The organism is Reyranella sp. (genome assembly GCF_965227665.1).
GTDB lineage: Bacteria > Pseudomonadota > Alphaproteobacteria > Reyranellales > Reyranellaceae > Reyranella.
This window is the reverse complement of record NZ_OZ245767.1, coordinates 804,113-824,910: the sequence shown is the minus strand read 5'-3', so window position 1 is coordinate 824,910 and position 20,798 is coordinate 804,113. Positions and strand designations below refer to the sequence as shown.

Sequence of the window (20,798 nt, the reverse complement as noted above, 5' to 3'; positions counted from 1 at the left end):
CTTCTCGGCGTCCGGCTTGGCTTCTTCCTTGGGCGTGTCGGTCTTGTCGCTGCCGATCATGCCGAAGCGATTGCGGAAGCGCTGCACGCGGCCGCCGCGATCGATGCTCTGGCGTACGCCGGTCCAGGCCGGATGCGTCTTCGGATCGATGTCGAGGCGCAGGCTCGCGCCTTCCTTGCCCCAGGTCGACTTCGTCTCGAAGGACGTGCCATCGGTCATCACGACGGTGATCGTGTGATAGTCGGGGTGAATCTTCTCTTGCATGATCTCTCTCCAGCGCTTCAGGGCCGATTCCGACCGGCCGGCGCAACAGGGGCGGGGATATACAGTCCCCGGGGCGCGGCGACAAGCTGGTTGTACGGCCCCGCCATGGCTTGTAGACCGGCCGCCATGAGCGATTCAGCCTTCGAAACTCTCGCCGACAGCCTGCTCGCGACTCTCGAGGAGGCGCTGGCAGACCATGTCGATGCCGAACTCCAGGGCGGAATCCTGACGGTCGAGGGTGAGGCGGGCACCTGGATCGTCAACAAACATGCGCCCACCCAGCAGATATGGCTGAGTTCGCCCGTGAGCGGCGCCCGGCATTACGCGTTCGATGCGCCGTCCGGCCAGTGGCAGGACACGCGGGGCGGCGACGGGCTGCTGGCCGTCCTCGGAACCGAACTGGGCGTCGAACTGAACTGGCAGGCCCCATGAACCGGTTCGGCGGCCTGGCCCTGTTGGGGCCGTATCTCAAGCCCTATCGCGGGCGCACGATCATGGCCCTCCTGTCTCTGCTGGTGGCGGCGGGGACGGTGCTGGCCTTCGGTGCCTGCCTGCGCGCCCTGATCGACCGCGGCTTCGCCCAGGGCCGGCCGGATATTCTCAACTATGCCCTGGCCTCGCTGCTGGCCGTGGCCGTCGTCCTGGCGATCGCCTCGGGCGCGCGCTTCTACCTGGTCTCCTGGCTGGGCGAGCGGGTGGTGGGCGACCTGCGCCGTGACCTCTTCGACCATGTCGTGCGGCTGGGGCCGGCCTGGTTCGAGATCAAGCGCTCGGGCGACGTCATGAGCCGCATTTCGGCCGACGCGCAGCTCATCGAGCAGGTGATCGGCTCCTCGGCCTCTGTGGCGCTGCGCAACACCCTGATGTGCATCGGCGGGGTGGTTATGCTGGTGGTGACGAACCCCAAGCTCGCTTTGTGGACGCTCGCGGTGGTGCCGCTGACCGTCGTGCCGATCATCGTGTTCGGCCGCCAGGTGAAGGCGCTGTCGCGCGAGTCCCAGGCCCGCATGGGCGAGATGGTGTCGGAAGGGGCCGAGACCCTGGACGGCGTGCGCACGGTCCAGGCCTTCGCCCAGGAGGATCGGGCCGCCCAGCGTTTCGGTCAGGCGACCGAGCGGGCCTTCGTCGCCGCCACACGGCGGGTGTCGCGCCGGGCGATCATGACCACCCTGGTCATCTTCATCGTCTTCTCGGCCGTGGGCTTCCTGCTGTGGATGGGCGGGCATGACGTGCTGACCGGCCGCATCACCGCCGGCGATCTCTCGGCCTTCGTGTTCTATGCGGTCCTGGTCGCCAGCTCGGGCGGCGCGATCAGCGAGACGATCGGCGACCTGCAGCGCGCCTCGGGCGCGGCCGAGCGGCTGGCCGAACTGCGCGCGGAAGCGCCGTCGATCGCCGAGCCGGCCCATCCCAAGCCCCTGCCCAAGCCGGTGAAGGGAGCGGTGTCCTTCGAGGAGGTCTCGTTCCGCTACCCGACGCGCACCGACGCGCTCGCCCTCGATCGCTTCGACCTGGCGATCGCGCCGGGCGAGACCGTGGCGATCGTCGGTCCCTCGGGCGCCGGCAAGACGACCGCCTTCAACCTGCTGCTGCGCTTCTACGATCCGGAGAAGGGCACGATCCGCCTGGACGGCATCGACATAAGGGATCTCGCGTTGGGCGACCTGCGGCGGTCGCTGGCCGTCGTCCCGCAGGATCCGACCCTGTTCAGCACCTCGGTCACGGAGAACATCCGCTACGGGCGCCCCGACGCCAGCGATGCCGAGGTGCGGGCCGCCGCCGACGCGGCCTCGGCGCTGGGCTTCATCGAGGCCCTGCCGCACGGCTTTGCCACCGACCTCGGGGCGCGCGGCGTGAGGCTCTCGGGCGGGCAGCGCCAGCGCATCGCGATTGCCCGGGCGCTGCTCTGCGACCCCGCCGTGCTGCTGCTCGACGAGGCGACGAGTGCCCTCGATGCCGAGAGCGAGCTGGCGGTCCAGCAGGCCCTCGATCGGGTGATGCGCAACCGCACGACCCTGGTGATCGCCCACCGCCTCGCCACGGTGCAGAAGGCCGATCGCATCGTCGTTCTCGACCAGGGACGGGTGGTCGACATCGGATCCCACGCCGAGCTGGTGCGCCGCGGTGGCCTCTACGCCCGGCTGGCTGAGCTGCAGTTCAACGTGGCGACGGCCGCGAGCTGATATCGCACTTTAAGCGGGGTGGAAAAATCGTTGAAATTCAATGAGGTGAGGGATATGGTTAATCCATATTCCGAACTTCATTTGGATACGAAGAGACCGTGTTTTCCAACGCCCCTGCGATCCGCCTCGCTTCGTGGTGGCCGGCAGCCCTGATCGGACTCGCCACGCTCCTCAACAGCTTCGTCGAAGGCGTCCAGACGCTCCTGACCTAACGAAGTCTTACGACGTCGCCACGCTCGGCGTCGCGGCGCCTGAGTTCGCGGCGCAGGATCTTGCCGGTCGTGGTCAGCGGCAGTTCCGCGACGAACTCGACCTCGCGCGGATACTCGTGCGCTGCGAGGCGGGTCTTCACGAAGTTCGCCAGGTCGATCTTGAGCGAGTCGGTGGGCGCGATCTCCGGCCTGAGCTGGACGAAGGCCTTCACGATCTCGGTCCGCAGCCGGTCGGGCACGCCCACGACCCCGACCATCGCCACCGCGGGATGCTTCATCAGGCATTCCTCGATCTCGCCGGGCCCGATGCGGTAGCCGCCCGAGGTGATGACGTCGTCGTCGCGGCTCTTGAAGAAGACGTAGCCGTCCTCGTCGATGGTGCCGAGATCGCCGGTCAGCAGCCAGTCGCCGGCATATTTGCGCGCCGTGGCCTCGGGATTGCGCCAGTATTCCAGCATGACGATGGGATCGTGCCGCCAGCCCGCGATCTGGCCTTCCTGGCCGGGCGGCAGGACGTTGCCCTCGCCATCGACGACCGCCACCTTGCGGCCGGGGCAGGCACGGCCGCAGGAGCCGGCGCGGACCTCGAACCAGTCGGGTGAATTCAGCAGCATCAGGTTCATTTCGGTCTGGCCGTAGCCCTCCGAGATGGTCGTGCCGAACGTGTCGCGGCCCCAGCTCAGCAACTCCTCACCCATGGCCTCGCCGCCGGTCGAGACCGCGCGGATGTCGTAGGTCCAACGGTCCTGCGGCCTGTGGACCTGCCGCATCATCTTGAGCGCGGTCGGCGGGATGAAGCTCACCCCGACGCGGTGTTTGGCCAGCATGGCGAAGGCCCGTTCCGGATCGAACTTGGCGAAGCGGTGGGCCAGCACTGGCGTGCCATAGTACCAAGCGGGGAAAAGGGCGTCGTAGAGGCCGGCGATCCAGGCCCATTCGGCCGGGGTCCACATGACCTCGTTGCCGCGCGGCCAGTGGCCCAGCCACTGTTCCACGGCGGGAATGCAGCCCAGCATCATGCGATGCGCGTGCAGCGCACCCTTGGGCTGGCCGGTCGTGCCGGAGGTATAGATCAGCAGCGCCGGATCTTCGGCCGCCGTGTCGACCGTGGTGAAGCGGTCGGAAGCGGCGCCGAGCAGCCGGTCCCAGTCGAGGAACGCACTGCCATGCGCGCCGGCGCCTATCACGATGATCGTCTTGAGGTGGGGCAGGCGGTCCCGCACCGCCAGCAGCTTCGGCAGCTGGCTCATGTCGGTGACGACGGCCGAGGCCTCGGCGTTGGCCAGGCGGTATTCGATCGCCTCCTCGCCGAACAGGGTGAAGAGCGGCAGCACGACGGCGCCCATGCGATAGCCGGCGAGGTGGCAGATCGTGAGCTCGGCGCCCTGGCTCAGGAATACCGCGACCCGGTCGCCTTTGTTGATACCGCGGGCGACCAGCGCGTTGGCCAGCCGCGAACTGGCGGCCAGGAGCTGGCCGAAGGTCCAGTTGCGCACCGATCCATCGGCATTCTCGACGATCATCGCCAGCGTGTCGGGCGCGTGGCGTTCGCAGACCGCGCGACCGATGTTGAAGCGCTGAGGCGTGGGCCAGCGGAACTGCCGCATGGCGTCGTCGTAGCCGAGACCGCGAGGGATCATGCCCGTAGAACCTTCGTTAGCGAGTGACGCGTTGCACGACGCGGCCGGCCAGCAGTTCCTGCGGCGTCGGCGTCCAGATTTCATCGGGCGGCGTATCGATCACGCGCTGCGCGAATTCGGGCGTGACGCCGCTCGCGACCAGGAAGCGCCGCATGTCGCGATTGCTCTCGTACAGATCGTTCGGACCGAGGCCCGGGAAGCTGCCCTGGTGGAAGCCCAGCCGTCCACCGGGCGCGATCGATCGCTCGTTGCCGCCGAGGAAGGCGATGGTGCAGGCGGAGGCGCAGCCGCTCTCGACGCGCGTCGCCAGCCGGCGGTTGCGGATCATGCGGTTGATCTCGAAGGCGGTTCCGATGCGGCCACCCGGCCCGGCGAGGACGACGCGACGCACCGAGGGATGCTGGTCCAGCGCGCGCCGCACCGTGTCGGCGCTGCCGGTGCCGTAGGCACCCTCGATGTTGAGCGCCGTGCCATCGGGGCTCAGCGTGACGGCAAGCGTGTCGAGCGCCTCGTCGCCGGAATAGATCGCCCACAACTCGCCGATCGACGGCACGGCCCGCTCGTAGAACAGACCGCCGATGCCGGCGATCGACAGCGCGGCGGCGAGGAAGATGCCGAGGGCGATCGGGACGGGCGCGCGGCGCCGCGCGGCAATCGCGATCAGGCAGACCTGCACGAAGGCGAAGGCGGAGGCGCCGAGGCAGAGCAGGGCGGGGCCCAGCACATGAAGCAGGGTCACCTGGCCGGGACCGAAAACGGCGAGGGTGATGCTGCCGAACCCGAGCAGCAACGCCATCGCCGCCCAGACGCCGCGATAGTAGAGCGTGAGATCGAACGGCGCGGCGCCGTCGCGCCACAGCGGCACGCCCAGCGCCTCGAGATGATCGGTCATCGCGGCGAGCTTGCCGGTGCGGATGCGCTTAGTGCCGTCGCGGTAGCCGAGCGACGCGGCGAGGTCGGGGGACACGCTGCCGTCGAGCCGCACCTCGCGCAGGCCGATCGCGCGCGCCGCCATCTCGGCGAAGGCGATCAGCGCGCGCGCCACTTCATGACGTTCGCCATCGGACGAGGTCGCCAGGAGACCGACGGCCAGATGGCCGGCAGCCTGCTCCAGCAGCACGGCGCCGAGCGGCGCCGTTTCGCCGTCGATCAGGAAGATCGCGCGCGTATCGCTCGTCGAGGCGAGAGGCGGAAGGCTGGGGAAAAGTCGGGCGATGCCCTCGGCATCGGCAGCGCTGGCACGCCGAACGGCGCCCACGGAGACCCGATCCTGAGAAAACACGCTGACTTTCCACTCCCTGAGGCCGCTTTCACGGGCGGTGACCGGTCTGTATGCTGCGGCACTTCTCGTGGAGCGTCCAGATGTCCCCCGACGATCATGCCTACCCGCCGATCGCCCGTGCCAGGAGCGGGGAGTCGGGCACGACCACTGTTCCGTCGGTCTGCCCACATGACTGCACCAGCACCTGCGCGCTCGACGTCGAGCGGCTGAGCAATGCCAAGATCGGCCGTGTCCGCGGCTCGATGCGCAACGACTACACCGCCGGCGTGATCTGCGAGAAGGTCGCGCGTTATGCGGAGCGCATCCACCATCCCGACCGGCTGATGAAGCCACTGCGGCGGGTCGGACCGAAGGGCTCGAAGCAATTCGCCGAGATCTCGTGGACCGATGCGCTCGATATCGTGGCCGAGCAGTTCATCGCCAAGGCGCGCCAGCACGGCAGCGAGACCATCTGGCCTTACTATTATGCCGGCACGATGGGGCTGGTGCAGCGCGACGGCATCAACCGCCTGCGCAACGCGATGAAGTATTCGCGCTATTTCTCGACCATCTGCGTGACCCTGTCCGATACCGGCTGGATCGCCGGTGTCGGCGCCAAGCGCGGTGCCGACGTGCGCGAGATCGACGAGCATGCCGAGCTGGTGGTGATCTGGGGCGGCAATCCCGTGAACACCCAGGTCAACGTGATGACCCACGCGATGAAGGCGAAGAAGCGCGGCGCCAAGCTCGTCGTGGTCGATCCCTATCGCACGGGAACGGCCGACCAGGCCGACATCCATCTCGCCGTGCGTCCCGGCACCGATGGCGCGCTGGCGGTCGGCGTGATGCACGTCCTCTTCAAGGAGGGCTATGCCGACTGGGATTACCTGCGCAAGTACACCGACGCGCCGGACGAGCTGGCCGCGCATGTGGCCACGCGAACGCCGGAATGGGCCTCGAAGATCACCGGGCTTTCGGTCGAAGAGATCGTGTCCTTCGCGCGGCTCTACGGGCAAAGCAAAGCATCGTTCATCCGCTGCCATCACGGCTTCAGCCGCAGCCGCAACGGCGCCGCCAACATGCATGCCGTGACCTGCCTGCCCGCGGTCACCGGCGCCTGGCAGTACAAGGGCGGCGGTGCCCTCTACGGCCACACTGGCATGTACCCGATCAACAAGACGCTGATCGAAGGGCTCGACATGGTCGATCCCTCGATCCGCGATCTCGACCAGTCGCGGCTGGGGCCGGTGCTTACCAACGATGCCGAGGCGCTGAAGAACGGCCCGCCGGTCACCGGCCTGCTGATCCAGAACACCAACCCGGCGATGGTCTGTCCGGAGCTCGAGCTGGTGCACAAGGGCTTCAAGCGGGAAGACCTGTTCACCTGCGTGCACGAGCAGTTCATGACCGAGACGGTTTCCTTCGCCGACATCGTGCTGCCGGCCACCATGTTCCTCGAGCACGACGACTTTTACACAGCCAGCGGCCATACTTTCTTCCAGGTCGCGAAGGCGGTGATTGACGCGCCGGGCGAGTGCCGCGAGAACCACTTCGTGATTTCCGAACTCGCAAAGCGCCTGGGTGCCAAGCATCGCGGCTTCGACATGACGCCGTGGGAGATCATGGACGAGACGCTCAAGGTCTCGGGCATGTGGGATGCCGAGACCAACTGGCAGAAGGGCGGTCAGGACTTCCATCTGGGCTTCGAGACGTCGCATTTCCTCGACGGCTTCGCCTGGCCCGACAAGAAGTTCCGCTTCAAGCCCGACTGGGCGGCCTATGGGCCGCGCGGCAAGGAAATGCCGGTCCTGCCCGACCATTTCGACGTGATCGACAAGGCCACCGACGACAAGCCGTTCCGGCTGGTCGCGGCGCCGGCGCGCACCTTCCTCAATTCGACCTTCACCGAGACGCCGAGTTCGCAGAAGCGCGAGGTCCGGCCGACGGCGCTGATGAACCCCGACGACTGCATCGCCATGGGCATCGCCGAGGGCGAGCGGCTCGAGATCGGCAACGAGCGCGGCAAGACCGTGGTCAATGCCAGGCCGCGCGAGGGCCAGCAGAAGGGCGTCGTCGTGGTCGAGGGTATCTGGCCCAACCGCAACTTCGAGACCGGCATCGGCATCAATGCGCTGACCTCGGCCGATCCCGGCTGGCCCAATGGTGGTGCGGTGTTCCACGACACCGCCGTCTGGATCCGCAAGGCCCAGTGAGCGAGGCATTCCAACCAGCGCCCAATCCGAGCATCGCCCAGACGCAGGCCCCTCGGATCGAGGGTCGCGGCCACGTCCTCGTCATCGGTAACGAGAAGGGCGGCTCGGGCAAGTCGACGACGGCGCTGCATATCGCCGTATCGCTGATGAGGGACGGCGCGCGCGTCGCGACGCTCGATCTCGATGCCCGCCAGGGAACGCTCAGCCGCTACATCGAGAACCGCGCGAACTACTCGGCGAAGAAGGGCTTGGACCTTCCCATGCCGCTGCATAAGCCGGTGATGATCTCGACCCTGAACGACCGCCGAGAGGCCGAGGCCGATGAGCGTGCCCGGCTGGCGGCGGCGCTGGAACCGGCGGTCGGCGCGGCCGACTTCGTGATCATCGATACGCCGGGCAGCGACACCCATCTCAGTCGGCTGGCCCATACCTGGGCCGACACGTTGCTGACGCCGCTGAACGACAGTTTCATCGATCTCGATCTACTGGCACGCGTCGATCCCGACACGCTGAAGATCGTGCGGCCTTCGATCTATGCGGAAGCCGTCTGGAAGCAGCGCCAGATTCGCGCCATCGAGGGCGGCCGGCCGGTCGACTGGATCGTGATGCGCAACCGCCTGTCCTCGCTGGCGGCGCGCAACAAGCGCGACATGGGGAACGTGATCGAAGCGCTGGCCAAGCGCATCGGATTCCGGGTGGCGGCGGGCCTCAGCGAGCGCGTGATCTACAAGGAGCTCTTCCTGATGGGGCTGACCTTGCTCGATCTCAAGCGCAGCGGCGGAGCTGGACCGTCGTTGACCTTGAGCCACGTTGCGGCGCGCCAGGAGGTGCGTGACCTCGTCATGGCGCTCAACCTGCCGGGGGTCGCTCCTGCAGAAGTGGACGTGCCCGCGACAGAAGAAGCCACAGAAGCCCAGCCGCCTGCAGAATGAACAGCAGGCCGAACGACCAGGTGTAGCCGTCCGGCGAGTAGCCGGTCGGTGTGCGCGGCCAGAGGTCGACGACCTTTCCGATCGCCCACTGGCCGCCGAAGATCACCGTGAAGACCACGAGATTGGAGCTTGTGCTGACCCGGCCGGCATATTGCGGTGGGAACGAGCGCGCCAGCAGCGGCATGTACTGGATGGGATAGGCGCCCAGGAAGCCGAACAGCAGCCAGGCCACGATGGGATAGAACGAGGGCACAAACGCCAGCCACGCGCATACCAGCGCGAACAGGGTGCTGATGAGATTGGCGGAGGCGAAGTCGCTGACGCCGATGCGCCGGAAGGCGCCGGCCAGCACGCCGCTCAGCGCAAACCCCGCAGTCATCACCGCCGTCGTGTAGAGCTGGATGTCGGCACGGGTCTCGTTGCTGGCGAAGCCGCCGACGTCGCGCAGCCAGGGGCCGATCCACAGGGTGATGGCGGCGATGAACGCCATCTGCTGGAAGGTGAGCAGCGGCTGAATGCGCCAGAAGAAGCCGTTGGTCAGCACGATGCCGGTGATGCGGAACTGGTCGCGCAGCGTTCCGGTTGCCGCCGGCGTGCCGCGCTCCGGCACGACGGTGAACAGGATCACGGAGACGACGAGGCAGACCCCGGCCAGCCAGAAGAACAGGCCCTGCCAGCTGATGACAGACAGCGACCATTGGATCGGCAGGGTCGCGGCCATCGCGCCCAGTCCGCCCGCCATCATGTGGAAGCCGGTGATGAGCCCCCAGCGCTCGGGCGGGTACCAGAGCGTGATCGCCTTGATGGCGGCCATCAGCCCGCCCGCGAAGCCCAACCCGATCAACACGCGCGCCACGATCAGCTCGCCGAGCGAGAGACTCAGCCCGAAGAGCGCGGAGCCGATCGCCGCCATCGCCAGCAGCACCGCCTGTACGCGGCGCGGCCCGTAGCGGTCGAGCATCACGCCGAGGATCGGCTGGCAGCCGGCGAAGAACAGGAAGAAGGCCGAGGTCAGGAGGCCGAGGTCGCCCGCGCTGATTCCGACGTCCCGTTCGAGATACGGGAAGATCACCGCGTTCACGCCGCGGAAGATGTACGAAAGGAAATAGGCGAGCGCGAACGGAACGAAGACGCGCAGCAGCAGCGTGGCGAAAGTGGGGGCGTTTCCGGTCATGCTTCAATGTTGGCGCGAACGCGCGGCTGCACCATATTGAACGCATCGCAGAGGGTCAAAGGACATGGCCGAGGATCGCGCCCGAGATCGCAACGTCCCGTCTACCGCAGGTGCGAATGCCGTGGATGCGTTCGTGCGCGAAGTCGGCAAGCTGCCGGTCGATCACAGACCGGGCGGACGGGGCCGTCTGCTGTTCGCCATGGATGCGACGGCGAGCCGCGAGCCGACCTGGGATCATGCCTGCGCCATCCAGGGCGAAATGTTCGTGGCGGCCGATGCGCTGGGCGGCCTCGACGTGCGGCTGGCCTTCTATCGCGGCTTCGAGGAATTCAAGGTCAGCAAGTGGACGTCCGACGGTCGCGAACTCGCACGCCTGATGAGCAGCGTGCGGTGCGCGGCCGGACGCACCCAGATCGCCCGCCTGCTGCGCTATGCCGGCGAGCAGCGCCGTGAGAGCCGCCTCGATGCCGTGGTGTTCGTCGGCGACTGCTGCGAGGAGGATGTCGACGCGGTGGGACACGAGGCGGGCCAACTCGGGCTGCTCGGCCTGCCGGTCTTCGTGTTCCAGGAGGGCAGCGATCGCACGGCGTCGCGGCTGTTCCCGCAGATCGCCAAGCTCACTCGAGGGGCCTACTGCAAGTTCGACCGGTCGAGCCCCGACCAGCTCAAGCGCCTGCTCGGTGCCGTCGCCGCCTATGCAGCCGGCGGACGCTCCGCGCTACTGAAGTACGGCAAGGACCAGGGCGGAGTCGCGGCCCTTCTCACCAACCAGATGAAATGACCGCGGACCTGCTGGCTGCCGTCGAGCGCTTCTTCGACGAGGAGATTCTGCCGCGCCATCGCGAGTGGGTGGCTCATATCTCGGCCCGCAAGGGCACTCCTCCGTTCATGGCCGAACTGAAGGCGAAGGCGCGCGCCGCCGGCTTGTGGAACCTCGCTCTGCCGGACCGGATGAGCAATCGCGCCTTTGCGCCGATCGCGGAGATCATGGGTCGCCTGCCTTGGGCGCCCGAAGTGTTCAACGCCCAGGCGCCGGACGTGCCCAACATGATCATGCTGCAGCACGCGGCAACCGCCGATCAGAAGAAGCGCTGGCTGGAGCCACTGCTGGAGGGGCGCGTGCGCTCGGCCTTCGGCATGACGGAGCCCGACGTTGCCTCTTCCGACGCGACCAACATCGCCACAACGCTGCGCCGCGAGGGCGCTGAGTGGGTGGTAAACGGCCGCAAGTGGTACATCACGGGCGGCGCCCATCCCGACTGCGCCTTCGTCATCGTGATGGGCGTGTCGCGGCCGGAGGCGCCGCGCACCGGCCGGCATTCCTGCGTGATCGTGCCGATGCCGACAACCGGTCTCAGGATCGTGCGCGAGCTTCGCTTCCTCGGCTGGGAGGACAGTATCGCGCCCATCGCCGAACTGGACTTCAACGACGTGCGCGTGCCGGCCGAGAATCTGCTGGGCGAGGAGGGCGAGGGTTTCGCAGCGGCCCAGGTGCGGTTGGGACCGGCGCGGCTGCATCACTGTATGCGCGCGATCGGCACCTGCGAGGTTCTCGTCGAGCTCATGATGGCGCGGGCCGCCGAGCGCCGGACGTTCGGCCGTGCGGTGATCGACTACGACTCGACGCAGCAGGCGATTGCCCGTTCTCGCATCGAGATCGAGCAGGCCCGCCTCCTGGTCCTGCGCACGGCGGAGCGGCTGGACAATGACGGTCACCAGGCGGTGTGGCGCGACGTCTCGATGGTGAAGGTCGCGGTGCCGGAGATGGCCCAGCGCATCGCCGACCGCGCGATGCAGCTGTTCGGCGCCATGGGCGGAAGCGACGACGCGCCGATCCACCGTGCCTTCGCCGTGGCGCGCATGTTGCGTATTGCCGACGGGCCAGACGAAGTGCATCTCCGGCAGATCTTCCGCCAGGAACGGCCGGCCCGCTGGACCGTGTCGGACTCGCCCTATATTACGCCGGGCGATGACTGAGAGCGGCCGCAAGCGGATTTACGCGATCGTATTCGGCCTGATCCTGGCGGGGGTCACACTCGTGGGCCTCGAAGGGCTGGCTTCGCTCGAGGCGCCGTCCTGGCCCGCGCGCGCGCTGCGGTCGACGCCGCCGGTCAACGTCCAGTCGACCGATTTCACCGGCCTCGCCGACAAGCCCTGGATCTTCGAGCCGTTCAATTCCTGGGGCATGCGCGACAAGGAGCGCAGCATCGCCAAGCCGGCGGCGGATGGCTTCCGCACCGTCTTCATCGGCGACAGCTATCTCGAGTTCCAGCTGACGCGTCTCACCCTGCCCGGCGAGGTCGAGCGGCGCTTCATCGAGGCCGGCCAGCCGAACGCCGAGATGATCAACCTCGGCATCTCCGCCACCGGCCCGCGCAGCTACTACTACCGGCTGCGCGACGTGGCCTTCGCGCTCTCGCCTGATGCGCTCGCGGTGTTCTTCTTCTCGGGCAACGACTTCGTCTTCGACGGCCAAGGATACGGCCAGGGCATCCTGCCCGATCTGGTCAGCGAGGCGCCGGGCGGCTCGATCCTGGGCAACCTCATGCCGAACGCCAACTGGGTACTGGTCAACCGCCTGCGGCTTTCGGAGGTGCTGACGACCAACAAGCCGGTGCCGCAGGAGTTCGACACGCTGGCGAAGATCGCCCGGCTGCCGCCGGCGGAGCGCACGCCCGCGCTCGCCCGTCACATCAGGCGCTATTACTACCCCGACCTCAGCGAGCCGCAGATCGTTGCCATCTTCGGCCGCGACAGCGATGCCTTTTGGCAGGCCTATGCCTCCGGCACGGCCGACGACGAGTCGTTGCAGGGCTGGCTGCTCAACCTCATGACCAAGGCCGAGGTCGAGAAGTCTCCCTATTTCGAGGCGACGACCAGGGAGCAGGCGGCGCGGCTGGTGAAGGAGGGCGACATACAGGCGACTCTGTCCTGGCTGGCGGCGATGGACCGCGCCGCCCGCGAGCGTGGCGTGCCGCTGGTGCTGTTCATCGTGCCGCCGGGCAGCGTCGATCCCGACTATGTCGACTACTGGAAGCACTGGCCGCGCTTCTATGCCTTCAACGTGATCGCGGACTACAGGCAGGACCGCCTGCTCGAAGCCTTGAGCAAGACCTCGATCCGCTACGTCGACCTGCGCAAGGACTTCGAAGGCGTACGCGGCGCCTACCGGCGCAGCGACGCCCACTGGACGGACAAGGGCGTCGAGATCGCGGCCAGCCGCGTCTTCCAGGAACTGCGCCGGCTCGAACGCCGCTAGGCGGCGCCCAGCAATCGTGCCGTCCAGCTGCCCGGCAGGACGGAGCCCAGCCAGACACCGGCCTTGGTGCCGATCGGGAAAGCGATGCGCGGCTTGTTGGCGGCGAGGCCCCGGCGGATGATCTTCGATGCCCGGGCCGAGCTCATGAGAAACGGCATGGGAAAGGGAGCCTCGGCCGTGATGCGGCTGACGACGAAGCCGGGGCAGATGACGCTGACGCCGATTCCGTCCTTCTTCAGCACGTAGCGGATGCTTTCGCCCCAGACGCGCACCGCGGCCTTGCTGGCATTGTACGAAGCCGAATAGGGCAGGCCGATGAACCCCGCCAGCGAGGAAACGATGCCGATCTGGCCGCGCTTGCGTGCGATCATCGGGCCGAGCAACGGCTCGACGGTGTTCAGCACGCCGTTGATGTTGACGTCGAGCGTCTTGCGGATGATCGAGAAATCGTCGAGCGAGGAATTGTCCTTGTCGATCGAGATGCCCGCGTTCGCGAGCACGAGGTCCACGGGATGCGCCTGGTCGAAGGCCGTCAACCACGGCAGGAAGCGCTCGCGGTCGGTGACGTCGATCGTCGCCGCGACGACGGTGGCCCCCTTCGCCCGGCAGCCGGCGGCGACCGTCTCGAGGCGCTCGGCATCCCGACCGGTCAGGGCCAGGGCCACGCCGGGACCTGCGTAGTCGAGCGCCAGCGCCTCGCCGATGCCGCTCGATGCGCCCGTGATCACGATGCTGGAAAAGGTCTTCATGTGGGAGCGCCTTCAAGGTTAGGGTTTCGTGCGCCAGCCCAGGTGCCAGCCTTGTCCTGCGCCATGCGCGCCGCCGCCTCAATAGCCGATTGAATCGATTAGCCGATCCACTTAAGGGTTTACGGTGCCCACGAACAGGGCAGGGGGCAACTTGATCGCAAGCATGACGGGATACGCCCGGGCGCAGGGATCGGATGATCGGCGGCGCTGGGTTTGGGAAGCGCGCAGCGTCAACGGACGGAACCTCGAAATCAGGTGCCGCGTGCCGCCGGGCTTCGACCGGCTGGAAAATCCCGCTCGGGTCGCCGTCGGCGGGAAGATGAAACGCGGCAATGTCTCGCTCACCCTGACCGTCACGAGCGAACGAAACGCCAAGCCGCTCACGATCAATCGCACCTTGCTGGCGGAGCTGGCAACGCTGGTCGACGAGGTGCGCAGGACGACCGGGGCAGCCGCGCCATCGGCGGACGGGCTTCTGCGGGTGCGCGGCGTGATCGAGGAAGAGGATGCGGGTGAGGAAACCGAGGAGGCGCTTCTCCTTCTGGACAGGCAGCTACAGGCGACCCTCGACGAGACGCTGAACGCACTCGTCGCCTCGCGTGCGGCCGAAGGCAAGGCCCTGGCCAGGGTCATCGAAGGCCATGTGGCGGAGATCGAAGGTCTGTGCGGACGGGCGACGGAGCGTGCGCTGGCTCAGATCGGCACCGTGCGCGCCCGCTTCGAGGGCCAGCTCGCCGAACTGCTTGGCCGCGTGCCGGCGCTGTCGGAAGAGCGCTTCGCCCAGGAAGTGGCGCTGCTGGTCGGCAAGGCCGACGTACGCGAGGAACTCGACCGGCTGAGTGCCCATATCGCGCAGGCGCGGACCTTGCTCGCCGATGCTCGCGCCGACAATCCCGTCGGCCGGAAGTTCGATTTCCTCTGCCAGGAGTTCAACCGCGAGGCCAACACGCTCTGCTCCAAGTCCGCGGACATCGAGCTGACGCGCATCGGCATCGATCTGAAGGGCGCCGTCGAGCGCATGCGGGAGCAGGTCCAGAATGTCGAATGAGGTGGATGCCGACCAGATCCAGCGGCGTGGCCTGATGCTGGTCCTGTCCTCGCCTTCGGGTGCGGGCAAGACGACCCTGTCGCGCCAACTTCTCGACAACGACAAGCAGATCCAGCTCAGCGTCTCGGCGACCACGCGCGCCCGCCGATCCGGCGAGAAGGATGGCGTCGATTACCAGTTCGTCGACACCGCCACCTTCAGCGGCATGGTGGAGCGCGGCGAGTTCCTCGAGCATGCGCGGGTGTTCGACCATTTCTACGGCACGCCGCGCGCGCCGGTGGAAGCCGCGTTGATGGCCGGGCGCGACGTGCTGTTCGACATCGACTGGCAAGGCACGCAGCAACTCAAGGAGAAGGCGGGAAGCGACCTGGTGACGGTCTTCATCCTGCCGCCCTCGACGCGCGACCTGGAGCGTCGGTTGATCACCCGCGCGCAGGATTCGATGGAGGTCGTGCAGAAGCGCATGGCCAAGGCCGCGGACGAGATGAGCCACTGGGCCGAGTACGATTACCAGATCATCAATCGTGACATCGCGACCAGTCTGATGGAACTCAAGTCGATCCTGACGGCCGAGCGGCTCAAGCGCGAGCGCCAGGTCGGCCTCTCGAACTTCGTCAAGGCGCTGCGCGAGGGGCGGTGATCGGCGCGCCGATGCCGGTCTGGCCCTGCGAACGCAGGACGAGCTGGCTGGGGCGGTAGGGACGGCCGCTAAACTCGGCGATCAGCCGGTCGCTCGCGGCCTCGATCGTGTCCTCAAGGCGTCGCATGAAGGTCTCCTTGTCGAGGCCGGTCTCGATGGCAGGCATGAACTCGACGGCGGCGCGGCCGGCCTTCTTGCGCCAGTCGCGGCGATTCCACAGAAGGCCGACGGACGTGGCCACTGGCGTCACCGGCAGGCCGAGGTCGCGATAGAGATAGTATATGCCCGAGCGGTAGCGCTCGCGTTCGCCCGGCGCCATCAGGTTGCCCTCGGGATAGATCGCAATGTGCCGGCCGCTGTCGTACGCGCGCTTGGCGAACTGGGCGAGGTTTTCGCGCTCGCGGCCGCCGCCGCAGGTGTCGACCCGGATCATCTGCAGGCGATACAGGATCGCGCCGATCAGCGGGTAGCGGAACAGCTCCTGCATCGCGACGAAGGCAATGCCGCGGATCTGGGCCGCCAGCAGGATGCCGTCGCTCTCGCTATGGTGCTTGTTGGCCAGCAGCGCGGGGCCCTGGGTGGGGAGGTGCTCGAGGCCCCTGAACTCGATCTTCATGCCGCCGATCCAGCGCATGCCCCACAGGACGGCGCGCGCCCAGTGGAAGAGCAGGCCGCGCAAGAGCACGGGCGTGGGGATGGGGACCAGGAGGATGCCGACGACTGCCACCAAAAGGGTGCCGACGTAGAAATAGGCGTTGAAGGCCAGGGACCGGATCATGACTCAAATAATAGTGAGCGCTCACTCACTGTCAAGGGCGCCCGCCAGTCTTACAAAGTCATCGACCGAGAGTTCCTCGGCCCGGGCCGTCGGCCGCAGATCCAGGCGTTCCAGAGTCGTCACGGGATCGGCAAAGATGCCCGCTAGCGAGCCGCGGAGCATCTTGCGCCGCTGCCCGAAGGCCGCCGCAGTGACCCGCTCCAGGGGGCGCAGATCGGCCAGCCGGGCCGTAACGGGCCGCGGGGTCAACCGGGCCACGGCCGACGTCACCTTCGGCGGCGGCACGAAGGCGGTTGGCCCGACCTCGAACAGCCGGCGGACCTCGCAGACATGCTGGGCGAGTACGGAAAGGCGGCCGTAATCCTTCGTTCGCGGCTCGGCCACGAGGCGGTCGACGACCTCCTTCTGGAACATCAACACCATGTCGGCGATGTCGTTGGCCGCATGAAGCCAGCGCACCAGCAGGACCGTCGATACATTGTAGGGAAGGTTCGCGACGATCCGGCGCGGTGCCGGTCCGAGCTCCCTTGGTTCGACCTTAAGGGCATCGGCCTCGATGAGGTCGAGCCTGCCGCCCGCCGCCGCCTGCAGTTCGAGCAGCGGGCCGAAAGCCCGGCCATCGACCTCGATGGCGACGACGCGACGAGCGCCTTCAAGGAGCAGCGCGCGCGTCAGCCCGCCGGGGCCCGGACCGACTTCGATCACGGTTCCGTCGTCGAGCGGAGCGGCGGCGCGGGCGATGCGTCGCGTGAGGTTGAGGTCGAGCAGGAAGTGCTGGCCGAAGCGCTTCCGGGCATCGAGCCCGTGCGCGGCGATCGTTTCCCGCAGGGGCGGCAGGGCCTCGACGCCGTCCATGCTCAGGCGCCGCGCCGGCGCGCCATGTCGTCGGCCATGTGGAGGGCCGCCAGCACGCTCGCCGGATCGGCGCGGCCGGTCCCGGCAATGTCGAGCGCCGTGCCGTGGTCAGGCGACGTGCGCACGAAGGGCAGGCCGAGCGTCACGTTGACACCGCCGGAGAAGTCGATCGTCTTGATCGGGATCAGCGCCTGATCGTGATACATGCAGAGCGCGACGTCATAGGCGGGACGCGCCGCTGCGTGGAAGAGTGTGTCGGCGGGGGCGGGGCCCTGCGCCTCGATGCCCTCGCGCCGTAGCGCTTCGATAGCGGGCACGATGATCCGGCGCTCCTCGTCGCCCATGGCACCCTGTTCGCCGGCATGCGGATTGAGGGCCGCCACCGCGAGTCTCGGCCGTTCGATGCCGAACAGGTCGCGCAATCCCATCGCGGTGATCCTGCCTGCGCGCACGATGGCGTCAGCGTCGAGCGAGCGAACGGCATCGGCAAGGGACAGGTGGATCGTCACCGGAACGACCCGGAGCGCGGGGCAGGCGAGCATCATGGCGACTTCCACGCCGCCGGCCAGCTCCGCGAGGAACTCGGTGTGGCCGGGGTGACGGAAGCCGGCATCCTGCAGGGTCTTCTTCTGGATCGGATTGGTGACGATGCCGGCGACTCTACCGGCCATCGCGAAGACCGCCGCCCGTTCGATGGCCTCGATGGTCGCACCGGCATTGGCCACGTCGGGGTGGCCGGGCTTCGGTGGCGCGGCGAGCCGGACCGGGAGGACGGGCAGGGTGGAAGCAAAGCGGGGAGCGGCATCCTCGGGCCGCCCAATCTCCGCGATCGGAACGGTCAACCCGAGTTCGCGGGCGAGAGCTGTCAGCCGGTCCGGATCGTCCAGGACGAAGAAGGGGCGGTCGCCGGACTGACGCGACAGCCAGGCCTTGAGACTGAGTTCGCCCCCTATGCCGGCCGGCTCGCCCATCGTCACGGCGAGCGGCGCGGCCGTCGTCATGGCAGGCACTTCATGCGCGTGCCATCACGACTTGATGTCGACGGTGGCCTGACGCCGCAGATCGCGCATATAGCGCCGCCCCGCAGCGTCGAGCTTCTGGATCAGCAGCTGCTGCTGGATCGACTCGCGTGTCGGCAGACCGTCGCCACCGGCCTTGCTGCAGAGGGCGACCACCTGCAGACCTTCGGCGACGCGGAAGGGGCCGGCCGTGCCACCGATCGCGAGCCTCGGCAACTGCTCGTACATTTGCGGGTTCCCAGCAAGGTCGCCGACGCGAACCCCGTTGAGATCGCCCGACGTACTACCCTTGACCTGGCGGGACTGCACGTGGAGGTCGCTGCAATTGCGAACGCCACTCATCGCCTTCTGGGCCTCTGCCGTCGCACGGTTGGTTTCATCCGGCGAGGCGTTGACGGGAAGAGCGAGCGTCATCTGGACGAGATTGAGCTTCACATCGTCGGGCCGGGCCGCGGCGAAGGGTCGGCGATCGACGACATAGAGAATATGCCAACCCGCACCCGAGCGGATCGGCTCGGAGAAGCTACGCGGCTGAGTTCTTTCGATGGCGGCGTCCAGCGACGGATCGAGGGCGCCCGGCAGGACCCAGCCGAGATCCCCGCCCGAGGCCGCCGACGCCCCTTGGGAGAACTGCTGGGCGACGGCGGCGAAAGGCGCACCGCGGCGGAGCTGCTCCATGATCCGGTCGGCGCTGCGCTTGCCCTCGTCTACTCCATCGGCGCGGTCGACCGGCACGAAGATCTCCGCGACGCGGGTCTCGGTCTTGCCGACATTCGAGCGCATGCGGTTCATCGCATCGTCGACTTCAGCCTCCGAGACATCGACCTGGGAGCGAACCTTGCGACGGATGATCTTGGACCAGGCGATCTGTGCCTCGATCTGCTGCGTCGCAATATCGGGAGAAATGCCGACACTCTGGAGGTACTGCTTGAACTGCCCCTGGCTCAGCCCGGCGGCCCGTTCGATTTCGGCGTAGCGGCCGGCGACTTCGGAAGCGGACGGCCTGACGCCCAGCTTTTTGGCGTTCTGCACCTGCAGGCGCTCGTCGATCATCTGCCGCAGCATCTGCGGCGCCATGCGCTGTCGCAGATCGGGACTATCCTGGAGACCAGACGTTCGAATCGCGAACAGGACCCGCTGCGACAGGTCAAAATCGGTGATGGCGTCGTCGTTGACGTGCGCTACGACGCGCAGGCCCTGGCTGGGTGCGGTCTGGGCAGCCGTGCCCTGTCCCGCCTGCCTTTGGGCAGACGCAGCAGCAGGCAACAACAGGATCGTGAGAACGACGAGGGCGCGGGGGAGGGGCGCGAACATTTCACCGCAGGAGTTTGAGAGGGGTGATCATTATATTTCCGCAGCAGGGAAGCCGCAATGCAAGGCACTAAGGGGAGAAAGTGGCAACACACAGGCACGCTTGACGCTCGACGGTGGGTACGTTAGCCGAACACGGCATATTTGGGGGCAAACAGTTCAGGCATGACGACGGCCCGCCGTCCGATCAGCGTTGCCGGCACCTGGGAACGGGTTTGCTCGGGCGTCGGCTATCATCTCGATAACATGGGGCGCTGGCTGATCGTGCGGGCGCCCGCGATCGGTGCTGCCTATGCTGCGATCCTGGCGCCTGGTGCGCCGCGGCTCGAGCCGCGGCCTGGCTGGCGTTTCGCTGAAGAGTATTACGACCAGCGGCAGTGGCTGGCCTGCCGCAGGGGCGCCCTGTGGGAAGCCGCCCGGGAAAAAGATCTCGCGGTGCCGCTCACGGTGCGCTGGCATGGCGGCACCACGGTTGATGTGACCCTGGGCAACGACAACAGCCTGTGCCTCTATGTCTGCGGCTCGTTCGAGCCCAACGAATTCGCCTTCGTGGACCGCGTGCTGAAGCCCGGGATGGCCTTCATCGATGTCGGCGCCAACGACGGTTACTACACGCTTTTCGCCGCCCGCCGCGTCGGCCCGACGGGCAAGGTCATCGCCGTCGAGCCGAGTTCGCGCGAACGCGCCCATCTGCAGCGCAATCTCGGCCGCAACGGCCTCGAGAACGTTCAGGTGGTCGCCGCGGCGCTGGGTGCCAAGGCAGGTTTCGTCGACCTGCACCTCGCCCATGGCGTGCATGCCGGCCACAATACGCTGGGCGATTTCGCGCATGACGACGTGGTGCGCGCGAGCTCGGAGCGCGTCCCGCTCGAAACGCTCGACGCCGTGGTCGCCAAGCACGGCCTGTCGAGCGTCGACATGGTCAAGATCGATGTCGAGGGCGGCGAGGCCGGCGTCGTCGAGGGAGCGCAGCAGGTGCTGACCACCGCGCGGCCGGTATTGCTGATGGAGCTGAACGAGCGGGCGTTGCAAGCGCAGGGTCAGAGCGCGGACTCCCTGCTGGGCATGCTGCGCCAGCGATACGACTACGAGATTCTGTCTTTCTGCCTGAACGGCGGCTGTCCCGAGCGCGCCGTCGAAGGAACGCCGTTGTCGCCGAACGTCGTCGGAATCCCGGCCGAGCATGCCGACGCTTTTCTTAGACGTTAGCCCCTCCGGGTCGCCTCGCTTCGCCTAAGAGACATCGGTAGGTCGCTAAAA

Annotated in this window: 18 protein-coding genes and 1 pseudogene; 10 read left to right on the top strand and 9 right to left on the bottom strand. The window is 67.4% G+C overall.

The features are described from left to right. Positions 1-51: 51 nt before the first annotated feature. Positions 52-264 (bottom strand): annotated as a pseudogene (rpmE, locus tag ACO07I_RS04030) (50S ribosomal protein L31); the annotation flags it as partial. A gap of 126 nt (positions 265-390) precedes the next feature. Between rpmE and cyaY the strand changes: the two are divergent. Next, the gene (gene cyaY, locus ACO07I_RS04025) at positions 391-696 is read left to right on the top strand and encodes an iron donor protein CyaY (RefSeq protein WP_422014560.1); all 306 of its coding nucleotides are present in this window, start codon (positions 391-393) and stop codon (positions 694-696) included. Continuing rightward, entirely contained in the window at positions 693-2,447 is a 1,755-nt protein-coding gene (locus tag ACO07I_RS04020) for an ABC transporter transmembrane domain-containing protein (protein ID WP_422014558.1), read from the top strand. Before cyaY ends, ACO07I_RS04020 begins: the two co-directional genes overlap by 4 nt. Positions 2,448-2,655: 208 nt before the next feature. Here the strand turns inward: ACO07I_RS04020 and ACO07I_RS04015 are convergent, their stop codons facing one another. Next, the gene (locus ACO07I_RS04015; protein WP_422014556.1) at positions 2,656-4,299 is read right to left on the bottom strand and encodes an AMP-binding protein; all 1,644 of its coding nucleotides are present in this window, start codon (positions 4,297-4,299) and stop codon (positions 2,656-2,658) included. A 16-nt stretch (positions 4,300-4,315) separates the two neighbouring features. Continuing rightward, the gene (locus ACO07I_RS04010) at positions 4,316-5,557 is read right to left on the bottom strand and encodes a hypothetical protein (RefSeq protein ID WP_422014554.1); all 1,242 of its coding nucleotides are present in this window, start codon (positions 5,555-5,557) and stop codon (positions 4,316-4,318) included. A 104-nt stretch (positions 5,558-5,661) separates the two neighbouring features. On the opposite strand from ACO07I_RS04010, the gene ACO07I_RS04005 reads away from it, so the two are divergent. Both ACO07I_RS04005 and ACO07I_RS04000 read left to right on the top strand, forming a co-directional pair. Continuing rightward, on the top strand, positions 5,662-7,773 hold the full coding sequence (locus ACO07I_RS04005; protein WP_422014552.1) for a molybdopterin-containing oxidoreductase family protein: 2,112 nt from the start codon (positions 5,662-5,664) through the stop codon (positions 7,771-7,773). Next, positions 7,770-8,705: a division plane positioning ATPase MipZ gene (locus ACO07I_RS04000; protein WP_422014550.1), complete on the top strand. Its 936-nt coding sequence runs from the start codon at positions 7,770-7,772 to the stop codon at positions 8,703-8,705. Before ACO07I_RS04005 ends, ACO07I_RS04000 begins: the two co-directional genes overlap by 4 nt. On the opposite strand, the gene ACO07I_RS03995 is transcribed toward ACO07I_RS04000, so the two are convergent. After that, positions 8,623-9,879 (bottom strand): MFS transporter, encoded by a 1,257-nt coding sequence (locus tag ACO07I_RS03995; RefSeq protein WP_422014548.1) that lies wholly within the window; start codon positions 9,877-9,879, stop codon positions 8,623-8,625. The two genes, ACO07I_RS04000 and ACO07I_RS03995, sit on opposite strands and share 83 nt — an antisense overlap. Before the next feature lie 133 nt (positions 9,880-10,012). Here ACO07I_RS03995 and ACO07I_RS03990 point away from each other — a divergent pair, with 133 nt between their 5' ends. Genes ACO07I_RS03990 through ACO07I_RS03980 form a run of 3 tightly spaced genes read left to right on the top strand, consistent with a single transcriptional unit; the run spans position 10,013 to position 13,138 of the window. Beyond that, complete coding sequence (locus ACO07I_RS03990) at positions 10,013-10,660, top strand: VWA domain-containing protein (RefSeq protein ID WP_422014546.1); 648 nt, start codon at positions 10,013-10,015, stop codon at positions 10,658-10,660. After that, positions 10,657-11,856 (top strand): acyl-CoA dehydrogenase family protein, encoded by a 1,200-nt coding sequence (locus ACO07I_RS03985; protein ID WP_422014544.1) that lies wholly within the window; start codon positions 10,657-10,659, stop codon positions 11,854-11,856. The genes ACO07I_RS03990 and ACO07I_RS03985 overlap by 4 nt, the downstream gene beginning before the upstream one ends. Then, the gene (locus tag ACO07I_RS03980) at positions 11,849-13,138 is read left to right on the top strand and encodes an alginate O-acetyltransferase AlgX-related protein (RefSeq protein ID WP_422014542.1); all 1,290 of its coding nucleotides are present in this window, start codon (positions 11,849-11,851) and stop codon (positions 13,136-13,138) included. Before ACO07I_RS03985 ends, ACO07I_RS03980 begins: the two co-directional genes overlap by 8 nt. Here ACO07I_RS03980 and ACO07I_RS03975 read toward each other — a convergent pair. Then, on the bottom strand, positions 13,135-13,887 hold the full coding sequence (locus ACO07I_RS03975) for an SDR family NAD(P)-dependent oxidoreductase (protein ID WP_422014540.1): 753 nt from the start codon (positions 13,885-13,887) through the stop codon (positions 13,135-13,137). The genes ACO07I_RS03980 and ACO07I_RS03975 overlap by 4 nt on opposite strands. A 163-nt stretch (positions 13,888-14,050) precedes the next feature. Between ACO07I_RS03975 and ACO07I_RS03970 the strand changes: the two genes are divergently transcribed. Both ACO07I_RS03970 and gmk read left to right on the top strand, forming a co-directional pair. Next, positions 14,051-14,935, top strand: coding sequence for a YicC/YloC family endoribonuclease (locus tag ACO07I_RS03970; RefSeq protein WP_422014538.1), 885 nt, complete (start codon positions 14,051-14,053; stop codon positions 14,933-14,935). Beyond that, positions 14,925-15,575 carry a guanylate kinase gene (gene gmk, locus ACO07I_RS03965; protein WP_422014536.1) on the top strand — a complete coding sequence of 217 codons (651 nt, stop codon included), beginning with the start codon at positions 14,925-14,927 and terminating at the stop codon, positions 15,573-15,575. Before ACO07I_RS03970 ends, gmk begins: the two co-directional genes overlap by 11 nt. On the opposite strand, the gene ACO07I_RS03960 is transcribed toward gmk, so the two are convergent. The 4 genes from ACO07I_RS03960 to ACO07I_RS03945 are packed head-to-tail and all read right to left on the bottom strand — an operon-like array spanning position 15,550 to position 19,541. Further along, on the bottom strand, positions 15,550-16,353 hold the full coding sequence (locus ACO07I_RS03960; RefSeq protein WP_422014534.1) for a lysophospholipid acyltransferase family protein: 804 nt from the start codon (positions 16,351-16,353) through the stop codon (positions 15,550-15,552). The genes gmk and ACO07I_RS03960 overlap by 26 nt on opposite strands. A gap of 21 nt (positions 16,354-16,374) precedes the next feature. Next, entirely contained in the window at positions 16,375-17,208 is an 834-nt protein-coding gene (rsmA, locus tag ACO07I_RS03955) for a 16S rRNA (adenine(1518)-N(6)/adenine(1519)-N(6))-dimethyltransferase RsmA (protein ID WP_422014532.1), read from the bottom strand. Positions 17,209-17,210: 2 nt separating this feature from the next. Further along, complete coding sequence (pdxA, locus tag ACO07I_RS03950) at positions 17,211-18,209, bottom strand: 4-hydroxythreonine-4-phosphate dehydrogenase PdxA (protein ID WP_422014530.1); 999 nt, start codon at positions 18,207-18,209, stop codon at positions 17,211-17,213. Between the two features lie 24 nt (positions 18,210-18,233). Next, positions 18,234-19,541: a peptidylprolyl isomerase gene (locus ACO07I_RS03945; protein ID WP_422014528.1), complete on the bottom strand. Its 1,308-nt coding sequence runs from the start codon at positions 19,539-19,541 to the stop codon at positions 18,234-18,236. A 162-nt stretch (positions 19,542-19,703) separates the two neighbouring features. Here ACO07I_RS03945 and ACO07I_RS03940 point away from each other — a divergent pair, with 162 nt between their 5' ends. Further along, the gene (locus tag ACO07I_RS03940) at positions 19,704-20,747 is read left to right on the top strand and encodes an FkbM family methyltransferase (protein WP_422014526.1); all 1,044 of its coding nucleotides are present in this window, start codon (positions 19,704-19,706) and stop codon (positions 20,745-20,747) included. The last annotated feature ends 51 nt before the right edge of the window (positions 20,748-20,798 follow it).